Here is an 11,278-nt window from a genome sequence, read left to right on the forward strand (position 1 = left end):
CCTAGCGCGTGTCGAGCCGCGGCACCACGACCTCGCGCACGATCAGCAGGATCGCGGCGGCCGTCGGGATCGCGAGCAGTGCCCCGACCACGCCGAGCAGGCCGGCGCCGATCAGCGCGGCGATGACGATGACCGAGCCCGGGATGTCGACCGAGCGCGCCATCACCCGCGGGTAGATCACGTAGTTCTCGAGCTGCTGGTAGATGACGTAGAAGATGACGCAGGCGATGCCCGTGGCCGGGCTGATCGCCACGCCGATCAGCGACACCACGATGGCGCCGAGCGTGGCACCGATCATCGGGATCACGTCGAGCAGCGCGACGACGGCGGCCAGCGCGACGGCGTACTGCCCCATCCCGACGATGAACAGGAAGACCAGCGTCGAGATGCCGGCGCACAGCGCCACGATGAACGCGCCGGAGACGTAGGCGCCGATGTTGTCGACGATCTTGTCGCCGATGCGGGAGACCTTGCTCCGCTTGGTCGACGGGGCGAACTGGTAGGCCGCGTGCTTGACCCGCTCCAGCGAGGCCAGGAAGTACAGCGTCAGGACGACGACGATGAACGCGTTGGCCAGGGTGGACAGCACCGCGACGCCGACGCCGACGACGCCGCCGAAGACCTGCTTGCCCACGTCGCCGCTCACGACGTAGTCCTGGGTGCGCTCCATGATGTCGTACTGCGCGTCGAGGCGCTGGATCTGCCGGTTGCGCCGCAGCTGCTGGAACCAGTCGGGCGCGTGGTCGGCGATCAGCCGCACCTGGTCGGCGATCACCGGCACCAGGGCCACGAAGAACAGCGTGATGGCCAGCAGCACGATGGCGATCACCACCAGCACGGACCAGCCGCGGGAGAGCCCGCGCCGCTCGAAGAAGCGCACTGCGGGGTGCAGGCCGGCGGCGAGGAAGAGCGCCACCACGATCAGCACGATCAGGGAGCTGATCGAGAGCACGAGCCCGCCGAGCCACCAGGCGACGAAGGCGCCGAGGGCGGCGAAGAAGCCGACGCTGAACGGGTGCGCCAGCACGGTGCGCAGCGCCTCGCGGTGCGGGGCGTCAGGAGCGATCGCGGGATCGCGGTGCTGCCGCTCCCGCTGGGCCCGGGTCACGCGGCCGGGCCGGGCGGCGTCGGTCACTTCTTCGGCGCGTCCTGGCGCACGGCCTTCGTCGTGGGCGTCGCGGGCGCCTTGTCGGCGGGGTCGTCTGCCTCCGCCGCCGCCGGGGCCGGAGCCTCGGCGGGCTTCGCGGCGGGCTGTGCGGCCGGCTTGTCGACGGTGTCGTCGGCGAACCCGGCCACCACGTCACGCAGCGCGCCGAGCTGGGCCACGATCGCGTCGCGGCGCTTGCCCAGCCGGGAGACCTCCGCCTGCAGCTCCTGGAGCTCGCGCTCCGCGTCGGCCTGGCCGGCGCTGACGAAGCTCTTGGCCTGGGTCTGGGCCGACGCGACGATCTGCTCGGCCTCGCGCCGGGCGTGGCTGAGCAGCCGGTCGGACTCCTCCTGCACCTGCTTGCGCGACGCCGTCGCCTGCACGGACGCCTCGCGGGCCCGGGCCTCGGCGGCGGTGGCGCGGCCCTCGGCCTCCTGCACGAGACGCTCGGTCTCGGCGGTCGCGGTCGAGTGGTGCTCGGCGGCCTCGCGGGTCAGCCGCTCCTTCTCGACGCTGAGCGCGCGGCGGGCCTCGGCGACCTCCCGGTCGGCGGCGGCCCGGGCCTGCTCGGCCTCCCGCTTGGCGGAGGTGCGCAGCGCGTTGGTCTCCTGCTGGGCGGCGAGCCGGAGCTGCTCCGCCTCCCGCTTGGCCGCGGCCAGGATGTCGTCGGCCTCGGCCTTGACCTGGTTGCGCTCCTGCTCGACCTCGGCCATGGCGCGTGCGCGGGTCTCGTCGAGCTCCTTGAGCTGGACCATCCGCATGTCCTCGGCGTCGCGGGCCGCCTGCGCCTTGAGGGCGTCGGCGTCCTTCTGCGCGCGCTTGAGCACGTCGTCGCCCTGGGCGCGGGCCGCGACGAGCACGTCGTCGGCCTGCTCCTCGGCGAGACGCAGCATCTCGCTGGCGCGGCCGCCGAGCCCGGCGTACGTCGGGTTCTGGTTCTCCTTGACGGCCGCCTCGAGCTCGGCGACCCGCCGCTCCATGGCCTGCGCCTTGGTGCGGGCCTCGGTGAGGCTGTCCTTGAGCCCGGCGTTCTCGCCGGCCAGCGTGTTGACCTCGCGGTCGACGGACGCGGTGTCGTAGCCGTTGCGGCGCACGATCGGGAACGTCGGCACGCTCCGAGCCGGCGCGGGCGCGGCGCCGGCGGGGCGGGCTGCCGGCTCGCCGGACCCGACCGCGGGGATGACCTGGGTGGCCTCGTTGCGGTCGTCCTTGCCGTTGTCGTCGTTGTCGAAGATGGACAGGCCGGGGCGGTCGCTCATGGGTGGCGCTTCCTCCAGGTCAGGTTCGGGCGGTGCGTCCGAGCCTATGACCCTCGGGCGGCCGATCCCAGCCGCCCCGGGCGTGTCCTGCGTGACCTCACGCTCAGTTTCGGCTCAGATGCCGCGGAAGCGGTTGATCGCGTCCTCGTGCTTGGAGCGGAACTCCCGGTCCCGCACGCCGAGACCCTCGCTGTCGGCCAGGCAGAGCACGCCGACCTTGCCCTGGTGGGCGTTCTTGTGCACGTCGAGCGCGGCCTGCCCGGTCTCCTCCAGGCGGTAGCTGCGCGAGAGCGTCGGGTGGATCATCCCCTTGGAGATCAGCCGGTTGGCCTCCCACGACTCGCGGTAGTTGGCGAAGTGCGAGCCGATGATCCGCTTGAGGTTCATCCACAGGTAGCGGTTGTCGTACTGGTGCAGGTAGCCGCTGGTCGACGCGCAGGTCACGATCGTGCCGCCCTTGCGTGCGGCGTACACCGAGGCGCCGAAGGTCTCGCGGCCCGGGTGCTCGAAGACGATGTCGACGTCCTCGCCACCGGTGAGCTCGCGGATGTCCTGGCCGAACCGGCGCCACTCCTTCTGGTCCTGGGTGTGCTCGTCCTTCCAGAACTTGTAGGCCTTCTCGGAGCGGTTGATGATCAGCTCCGCGCCCATCGCGCGGCAGATGTCGGCCTTCTCGTCGTTGGAGACCACACAGACCGGGGTGGCGCCGCCGTTGAGGGCGTACTGCGTCGCGAAGCCGCCGAGGCCACCGCTGGCGCCCCAGATCAGCACGTTGTCGCCCTGCTTCATGCCGGCGCCGTTGCGGGACACGAGCTGGCGGTACGCCGTGGAGTTCACCAGCCCGGGCGAGGCCGCCTCCTCCCAGGTGAGGTGGTCGGGCTTCGGCATGAGCTGGTTGGACTTCACCAGCGCGATCTCGGCGAGGCCGCCGAAGTTGGTCTCGAAGCCCCAGATCCGCTGCTCCGGGTCGAGCATCGTGTCGTTGTGGCCGTCGGGGCCCTCGAGCTCGACCGACAGGCAGTGCGCGACGACCTCGTCGCCGGGCTTCCAGGCGTGCACGCCGAGGCCGGTCTTGAGCACGACGCCGGCCAGGTCGGAGCCGACCACGTGGTACGGCAGGTCGTGCCGCTTGGCGAGCGGGGAGGTCCGCCCGTAGCGCTCGAGGAAGCCGAACGTCGACACCGGCTCGAAGATCGAGGTCCAGACGGTGTTGTAGTTGATCGCGCTGGCCATCACCGCGACGTACGCCTCGCCGGGGCCGAGCTCGGGCAGCGGGACGTCGTCGACGTGCAGGCTCTTGCGCGGGTCCTTGTCGCGGGCCTCGAGCCCCTCGAACATGCCGGCCTCGTCCTTGTGGACGGTCACCCCGCGGTAGCTCTCGGGCAGCTCCAGGGCCGCGAACTCCTCGGCGGTCACGGTGGTGCCGGCCTCGCGGGCAGCGATGGCGTCGACGATGTTCTTCACGGGGGCTCCTGGAAGTGCGGACGACCGGGGGACTGGCACCTCGTCGTGCCGGGGAGTCCGAAAGTACCCACCGGTAATCACTGGTGTCAGCACGGTGTGACCTATCTGGCTCGCACCCTGCCCGGGTGGTCAGGACCGCCGCGGCCCGGAGCCGTCCAGGGCGGTGATCGCCTCGACGAGCTGGTGCTCGGCCGCCCGGAGGTACGACGTCAGCCGGTCGGCCGCGTCGTCCCCGCGGCCCTCCTCGAGCAGGTTCGCGATCGCGGCGTTCTCCTCGAGGTAGGGCCGGTGGAACGGCTCGGGCGCGCCCATCCGCTGGAAGAAGAGCCGCATCTCGGCGAGCAGCAGCTCCATCTGGGCGTCGAGCCGCGGGCTGCCGGCGAGCGCGACGAGCCCGCGGTGGAAGTGCTGGTTGGCGCCGGCGACCCCCGGCCAGTCCTCGGCGGCCGCGGCGGCCCGCCCCTCCGTCACCGCGGCGCGGACCGCCGCGAGACCGCCGGTGGAGTGCGCCGTCGTGTCGCGGCAGACCCCGGGTTCGACGAGCAGCCGCACCCGGTAGACGTCGCGGACGTCGTCGGCTCCCGGGGTGGCGACCACGACGCCGCGGTGCGGGGCGCGGACGAGGATCCGCTCGGCGACCAGCTGGCTGAGCGCCTCGCGCAGGGTGTTGCGGGAGACGCCGAGGGAGGCGGACAGGCGCTCCTCGGGCAACCGCGTGCCACAGCTGAGCGCGCCCTCGGCGACCTGGTCGCGCAGCGCCCGCGCGGCCCGGTCGGCGGACATGCTCATCACGCTCACGGCGGCGAGTCTAGGCGAGCGACGACCAGGATTGTTCAACAAAGGTCTGGACCGACCCTGGACAAAGTTGTTGAACAATCCCTACGGTCGGGAGATCTCGGACACAAGGAGCCGCCATGAGCGACCGGACGAACGACCCGACCACCCCGACCACCCCGACCACCCGGGCGACCAGCACGGCTGAGGCTCAGGCGCCCGGCAAGGGGACCCGCTCCGCCGTCATCGGCGCGGTGTTCCTCATGGCCACCAGCGCGATCGGCCCGGGCTTCATCACCCAGACCGCGTCGTTCACCGTCTCGCTCGGTGCCGCCTTCGCCTGCGCGATCGTGCTGTCGGTCATCGTCGACATCGCCGTGCAGATGAACGTCTGGCGCGTCGTCGGCGTCTCCGGCAAGCGGGCGCACGAGCTCGGCAACGAGGTGCTGCCCGGCGCGGGCTACCTGCTGGCGGGGCTCGTCGTCCTCGGCGGCCTGATCTTCAACATCGGCAACGTCGCGGGCACGGGCCTGGGCACCGACGCGATGTTCGGGCTCGACCCGCGCATCGGCGGCGCGCTGTCGGCGCTGCTCGCGATCGGGATCTTCCTCAGCAAGCGCGCGGGCGTGGCCCTCGACCGGGTGGTCATCGTGCTCGGCCTGGTGATGATCCTGGCGACGCTGGTCATCGCGGTCACCTCGGCGCCGCCGGTGGGTGAGGCGCTGGTCAACGTCGTGCGGCCCGACAAGTTCGACTTCGTCGCGGTCACCACGATCATCGGCGGCACGGTCGGCGGCTACATCACCTACGCCGGCGCGCACCGCCTGCTCGACTCGGGCCGCGTCGGTCCCGAGAACGTCCGCGAGATCACCCGCAGCTCGGTCGTCGGCATCCTGGTCACCGGCGTGATGCGGGTGCTGCTCTTCCTCGCCATCCTCGGCGTCGTCGCGGGCGGCGTGACGCTGGCGACCGACGACCCCGCCGGTTCGGCGTTCCAGGAGGCGGCCGGCGACATCGGGCTGCGCGTCTTCGGCCTCATCCTGTGGGCCGCCGCGATCACGTCGGTCATCGGTGCGGCGTACACCTCGGTGTCGTTCATGACGCGGTCGACGACCTCCGAGCGCCGGCGCAACCTGCTCACGGTGGCGTTCATCGCGCTGACCGCCGGCGTCTTCGTGGTCATCGAGGAGACCCCGGTGACGCTGCTGATCTTCGCCGGCACCTTCAACGGGCTGATCCTGCCGATCGGGTTCGGCGTGTTGCTGTGGGTGGCCTGGCGCCGCCGCGACCTGCTGGGCGGCTACCGCTACCCGGCCTGGCTGCTGCTCGTCGGCGTGCTGGCCTGGCTGCTGACGCTGTACCTCGGCTACAACGCGATCCTGACCCTGGGCGACCTGTGACGACCCGCGTCGACCTCAACAGCGACGTCGGCGAGTCGTTCGGCCGGTGGACGCTCGGTGACGACGACGCCGTGCTGCGTCAGGTCACCAGCGCGAACGTCGCCTGCGGCTTCCACGCCGGTGACCCGTCGACGCTGCGCCGTACCTGCGTCACCGCCGTGCGCGAGGGCGTGGTGATCGGGGCCCAGGTCGGCTACAACGACCTGGCCGGCTTCGGCCGCCGGTTCATCGACGTGACGGCGGAGGAGCTCGCCGACGACGTGCTGTACCAGATCGGGGCCCTCGACGCGCTCGCCCGCGCGGCCGGCAGCCGGGTCCGGTACGTCAAGCCGCACGGCGCGCTCTACAACGCGATCGTGCACCACGAGGAGCAGGCCCGGGCCGTGGTCGAGGCCGTGCTGGCCTACGACCCTGCGCTGCCGCTGCTCGGCCTGCCCGGCTCCGCCGTGCTGGCCGCCGCGGAGAAGGCCGGGCTGCGCACGGTGCGGGAGGCCTTCGCCGACCGTGCCTACACGCCCGAGGCCACCCTGGTGTCGCGGCGCGAGCCCGGCGCCGTCCTCGACGACCCCGAGGAGGTCGCCCGCCGCGTCGTCGAGCTGGTGACCACCGGGCGGATCACCGCCGTCGACGGCTCGACGGTCAAGGTCGAGGCCGACTCGGTCTGCGTGCACGGCGACTCACCGGGCGCGGTCGCGATGGCCCAGCGCGTCCGTGCCTCGCTGGCCGACGCGGGCGTGGAGGTCACGGCGTTCGTGGAGGCACCGTGACCGTGGAGGTGCTGCCGTACGGCGACCGCGCGCTCCTGGTCGAGGTCGGCGACACCGGCGCGGTGGTCGCCTACGTCGACGCCCTGCGCACCCTCGACCTCGCCTGCGTCGCCGACCTGGTGCCGGCCGCCCGGACCGTGCTGGTCGTCGCCCACGCCACGGGCGACGTACCCGGCCTGCGGCAGGCTCTGGCCGACCTCGCCCCCGAGGCCGCCGAGCACCACGCCTCCGAGGAGGAGGACGTCATCGAGATCCCGGTGCACTACGACGGCCCGGACCTCGCCGACGTCGCCCGGCTGACCGGGCTCTCCGAGCAGGACGTCGTCGCCGCGCACACCGGCACCGAGTGGCGGGTGGCGTTCGGCGGCTTCGCCCCGGGCTTCGGCTACCTCGTCACCGACCACCAGAAGCTGCACGTGCCGCGGCGCGACTCCGCGCGCACCGCCGTCCCGGCCGGTGCGGTCGGGCTGGCCGGGGAGTACACCGGCGTCTACCCCCGCGAGTCCCCGGGCGGCTGGCAGCTCATCGGCACCACCGACGCCCCGATGTGGGACCTGCACCGGGACCCGCCCGCCCTGCTCCGGCCCGGGGCCCGGGTCCGGTTCACTGACGTGGGCGGCGGCGCGTGAGCGCCCGGCTGCGGGTGCGCGCGACCGGACCGCTCTGCCTCGTCGAGGACCTGGGCCGGTACGGCAGCTCCGGCATCGGCGTCGGCCGCTCCGGCGCCGCCGACCGCGCCTCGCTGCGCGCCGCCAACCGCGCGGTCGCCAACGCCGAGGAGGTGGCCGCGCTGGAGGTCACGCTCGGCGGCCTCGAGGTCGAGGTCGCCGGCGGGCAGGTGCTGATGTGCCTCACCGGCGCGCCCTGCCCGGTCTCCGTCGACGGCCGCGAGGTCGGCCCGTACGCCGTGTTCGCGGCTCCGGAGGGCAGCCTGGTCCGCGTCGGCCCGGCGACCAGCGGTCTGCGCGGCTACCTCGCGGTCCGCGGCGGCATCGACGTGCCCGAGGTGCTCGGCTCCCGCAGCCACGACGTGATGGCCGGACTCGGCCCGGAGCCGCTGCAGCCCGGCCACGAGCTGCGGATCGGCCCGGCCGCGCCACGGTTCCCGGTCGTGGACGCGCTGCCGCCCCCGTCGTACGACGGGGAGGTGGTGCTGCGCGCGGTCCGCGGACCGCGCGACTCCTGGATCGCGGACGCCGACCTGCTGGTGCGTGCGGCGTGGACCGCGAGCGACAAGAGCAACCGCGTCGGCATGCGGCTCGCGGGGGAGCGGCTCGCGCCGGTCGACCCCGACAAGCAGCTGCCGAGCGAGGGCGCCTACCGCGGCGCCGTCCAGGTCCCGCCCTCCGGCGAGCCCGTCGTGTTCCTCGCCGACCACCCCGTCACCGGGGGCTACCCGGTGGTCGCGGTGGTCGTGGACGAGGACGTCGACCGGGCGGCGCAGGTGCGGCCGGGGCAGTCCCTGAGGTTCCGATGGGTGGAGGCCCCGTGACCGATGTGAGCAACGCCGACCGCACGCCCGCCGAGGCGCGGGCGCTGTTCCGCGACGGCCTGGTCACCCCGACCGCCGGCTGGTCGGCGGGCTGGACGCAGGCGAACCTGCTGGCCCTGCCGCGCGATCTCGCCTACGACTTCCTGCTGTTCACCCAGCGCAACCCCAAGCCGTGCCCGGTCCTCGACGTGCTCGACGCCGGTCAGGTCTCCGGCCCGATCCTCGACGGCGACATCCGCACCGACATCCCCGCCTACCGGGTGTACGTCGACGGCGAGCTCACCGACGAGACCACCGACGTCACGTCGTGGTGGCGCGACGACCTCGTCGCGTTCCTGATCGGCTGCTCGTTCACGTTCGAGGCCGCGCTCCTGGAGCAGGGCGTGCCGGTCCGTCATGTCGAGCAGGGCGTGAACGTGCCGATGTACCGCACCACCCGCCGCTGCCGCGACGCCGGCGCGATCACCGGGCCGCTGGTCGTGTCGATGCGTCCCATGCCCGCCACCCAGGTCGCCGACGCGGTACGCGTGACGTCGCGCTACCCCGCGGTGCACGGCGCGCCCGTGCACGTCGGGGACCCCGCCGACCTCGGGATCGCGGACCTCGCCCGGCCCGACTACGGCGACCCGGTCGAGGTGCGTCCGGGCGAGGTGCCGGTGTTCTGGGCGTGCGGGGTCACGCCGCAGGCCGCCGTGGTCGAGTCGCGCCCGTCGCTCGCGATCGCCCACGCGCCCGGGCACATGCTCGTGACGGACGCGCGGGACAGCAGCTACCTCGTCTGAGCCGACCGTCGCCCCAGCACGATGGCCTGGTCGTCGTGCTCCGGCCCCTCGGCTCGCCGTACCAGACGGGTGAGCTCGCGCACCCGGACCGCCTCCAGCCGTGCCGCCACCTCGTCGGCGGTGAAGAGGTGACGCTCGAGCTCGACGTCGTGGCCGTACCTGCTGTAGGCCGCGGACACGTCCTTCGTGCCCGTGCCCGCCTGGAACCCGACGAGCAGGTGACCACCGGGACGCAGCACCCGGGCGGCCTCGGCGAAGATCCGGTCCTGCCCGGCGGGAGCCGTGTGGATGATCGAGTACCACAGCAGCACGCCGGCGAAGCTGCCGTCCGGGTAGGGGAGGTCGGCCAGCGACCCCACCGTGAACCGCACGCCCGGCGTGTCCCGGCGTGCCATCGCCACCATGCCGGGCGACAGGTCGACGCCCTCGACGTCGCAGCCGCGGCGGAGGAGGTAGCGGCTCATCCGCCCCGCGCCGCAGCCGGCGTCGAGGATGGCGCCCTCGTCCACGGCGGCGGCGAACGCGTCGACCATCGCGAGGTCGATCGCCGCCTCCGACCGGTTGTCGGGGAGGCGGGCGGCGTAGTCCTCCGCTACCACGTCGTACGCGCGGCGCACGCCGGACATGTCGATCTTCTCCGGGTTCGACGGGGGCATGCAGGGATCATGCACGACGGCCCGGCCCTCACCCGAGGCCGCTACCGTCCGGGAATGCCTCCCGCCGAGCCGATCGACCCTCGCGACCTGGATCCCGTCGTTGCCGTGGAAACCGGGCGGAGGGGACAGCAGCTGGTCTGTGAGGGCTGGTTCGCCAGCCATGCCGACAGCGGAACCCCTGGGCCGCACGTGCACCTGCGCACCTCCGACGGCGAGACGCCCGTGCTGCGCACGGACCAGCTGCCCGCGCTTGTCACCGCCCTGACGACGGTCGCCGAGCGGATCGAGCGGCTCTGGGAGACCGACGGGGAGCAGTACGCCGCGGACGTCGTGCTCCGGTCACGCGACCCCCAGGACCCGCGCGTGATCCGGCAACGCCGGCGGGAGCGGTTGAGCCTCGTCCAGGCCGTCCGGGACAACCTGGCCGACGTGATGCGCCTGCTGGTCGAGGCGTCGAGCACCGACGAAGCGCTCGTCGACATCGCCGCGTTGCTGGACGTCGACGAGGTGGACGTCATGGTCGGCCTGGCCCGCTTCGACCTCCTCGCCCTGACGCGACCGGCGACGGAGCGCCGGCTGGGACTGCTCGCTGAGCTGGAGGAGTGAAGCCGGTCGTCAGCGGCGGTGCCTGACGACGACAGCGCGGTAGTCGAAGCCGTCCTGGCCGGGCGTCTCGGCCTGTCGAGCACTCCCCAGCCGAGGTCGGCATGCCACTCGCGCACCGTCGCGATCGTCATGCGCTGACGAAACGAAGCGCTCCGGTACGTCCGCTCGCGAAGCGTTTGCGCAAGCATGCCGAACGCCCCGCCGAGGGCGGGGTGCGGGGCGTGGCGGCTACGGGTCGGGGACGAGCAGGAGGTGACCGCCGCCGAATCGCCGGTCGAGGCGATCCGGGCGAGTGACGTCGGTGGTGCCGGTGCGGTCGCGGAGGAAGCTGAGTCCGTGCGGGCTGGTCCACAGGTAGCTGCCGCGTTCGAGGACGGCGTAGCGCCAGGCGGTGTGGGTCTTGAGGCGGTGGTGTCGGCGGCAGAGGCGGGCGATGTTGCAGGAGCAGGTGGGGCCGCCCTCGGCATGCGGTACGACATGATCACAGTCGGCCGACCGCGCCGGCCGCGAGCACCACGGGAACACGCAGGTGTCGTCGACGTGGGTGGCCTGGTCGGCGAGCCGGTCGGGGGTCTCGTAGGCGGTGCCGGACAGGTGCTCGGCCAGATCGAGCACCGGCCGGACGGTGATGGTGGTGCCGGGGGTGCCGCACCAGGTGCGGACCTGGTCGGCGTCGACGAAGGAACGGGTGTTGTCGACGCGCGCGAGATGGGTGCCTGGCTGGTCGCTGATCGCGTCCGGCGTGACGTGGACGTTGAGCACGACCTCGCGGCCCTGACCGTTCATGGGCTGGTCCAGCTCCAGCGTCGGGTCGGTGCCGCGGGCGAGCTCACCGAGCGCGTGCGCGCGGCGCACGTCGAGGGAGTCCTGGTTGCCGAGCGCCGCGAGCCGGGCGGCACCGGTGCTGAGGGCTTGGTCGAGGTCGAGGGCG

Annotated in this window: 12 protein-coding genes; 6 read left to right on the forward strand and 6 right to left on the reverse strand. The window is 73.0% G+C overall.

The features are described 5' to 3' along the window. Nucleotide 1: 1 nt before the first annotated feature. The 4 genes from ETU37_RS19710 to ETU37_RS19725 form a co-directional block, all read right to left on the reverse strand. Nucleotides 2-1,135, reverse strand: a complete 1,134-nt coding sequence (locus ETU37_RS19710; RefSeq protein ID WP_129989053.1) for an AI-2E family transporter — start codon at nt 1,133-1,135, stop codon at nt 2-4. Then, a complete protein-coding gene (locus ETU37_RS19715) occupies nt 1,132-2,406 on the reverse strand; it encodes a hypothetical protein (protein ID WP_206054054.1) in 1,275 nt (424 codons plus the stop codon). Before ETU37_RS19715 ends, ETU37_RS19710 begins: the two co-directional genes overlap by 4 nt. Nucleotides 2,407-2,520: 114 nt before the next feature. After that, nucleotides 2,521-3,870: a crotonyl-CoA carboxylase/reductase gene (gene ccrA / locus ETU37_RS19720; protein WP_129989054.1), complete on the reverse strand. Its 1,350-nt coding sequence runs from the start codon at nt 3,868-3,870 to the stop codon at nt 2,521-2,523. A 129-nt stretch (nt 3,871-3,999) separates the two neighbouring features. Continuing rightward, a complete protein-coding gene (locus tag ETU37_RS19725) occupies nt 4,000-4,659 on the reverse strand; it encodes a GntR family transcriptional regulator (protein WP_129989080.1) in 660 nt (219 codons plus the stop codon). Nucleotides 4,660-4,784: 125 nt separating this feature from the next. Here ETU37_RS19725 and ETU37_RS19730 point away from each other — a divergent pair, with 125 nt between their 5' ends. The 5 genes from ETU37_RS19730 to ETU37_RS19750 are packed head-to-tail and all read left to right on the forward strand — an operon-like array spanning nt 4,785 to nt 9,085. Continuing rightward, nucleotides 4,785-6,044: an NRAMP family divalent metal transporter gene (locus tag ETU37_RS19730; RefSeq protein ID WP_129989055.1), complete on the forward strand. Its 1,260-nt coding sequence runs from the start codon at nt 4,785-4,787 to the stop codon at nt 6,042-6,044. Continuing rightward, a complete protein-coding gene (locus ETU37_RS19735; protein ID WP_129989056.1) occupies nt 6,041-6,811 on the forward strand; it encodes a LamB/YcsF family protein in 771 nt (256 codons plus the stop codon). The genes ETU37_RS19730 and ETU37_RS19735 overlap by 4 nt, the downstream gene beginning before the upstream one ends. Next, a complete protein-coding gene (locus ETU37_RS19740) occupies nt 6,808-7,440 on the forward strand; it encodes a 5-oxoprolinase subunit B family protein (protein ID WP_240755843.1) in 633 nt (210 codons plus the stop codon). The genes ETU37_RS19735 and ETU37_RS19740 overlap by 4 nt, the downstream gene beginning before the upstream one ends. Then, a complete protein-coding gene (locus tag ETU37_RS19745) occupies nt 7,437-8,303 on the forward strand; it encodes a 5-oxoprolinase subunit C family protein (protein ID WP_206054057.1) in 867 nt (288 codons plus the stop codon). Before ETU37_RS19740 ends, ETU37_RS19745 begins: the two co-directional genes overlap by 4 nt. Beyond that, complete coding sequence (locus ETU37_RS19750) at nt 8,300-9,085, forward strand: putative hydro-lyase (protein ID WP_240755844.1); 786 nt, start codon at nt 8,300-8,302, stop codon at nt 9,083-9,085. Before ETU37_RS19745 ends, ETU37_RS19750 begins: the two co-directional genes overlap by 4 nt. On the opposite strand, the gene ETU37_RS19755 is transcribed toward ETU37_RS19750, so the two are convergent. Continuing rightward, complete coding sequence (locus ETU37_RS19755) at nt 9,073-9,741, reverse strand: class I SAM-dependent methyltransferase (protein WP_206054058.1); 669 nt, start codon at nt 9,739-9,741, stop codon at nt 9,073-9,075. The genes ETU37_RS19750 and ETU37_RS19755 overlap by 13 nt on opposite strands. 189 nt (nt 9,742-9,930) lie before the next feature. On the opposite strand from ETU37_RS19755, the gene ETU37_RS19760 reads away from it, so the two are divergent. Further along, entirely contained in the window at nt 9,931-10,347 is a 417-nt protein-coding gene (locus ETU37_RS19760) for a hypothetical protein (protein ID WP_129989058.1), read from the forward strand. 228 nt (nt 10,348-10,575) lie between these two features. On the opposite strand, the gene ETU37_RS23345 is transcribed toward ETU37_RS19760, so the two are convergent. Beyond that, nucleotides 10,576-11,278, reverse strand: a 703-nt coding sequence (locus tag ETU37_RS23345; RefSeq protein ID WP_165372611.1) for an HNH endonuclease signature motif containing protein, incomplete at its 5' end; no start/stop codon positions are given.

This window comes from Nocardioides iriomotensis (assembly GCF_004168035.1).
Lineage (GTDB): Bacteria > Actinomycetota > Actinomycetes > Propionibacteriales > Nocardioidaceae > Nocardioides_B > Nocardioides_B iriomotensis.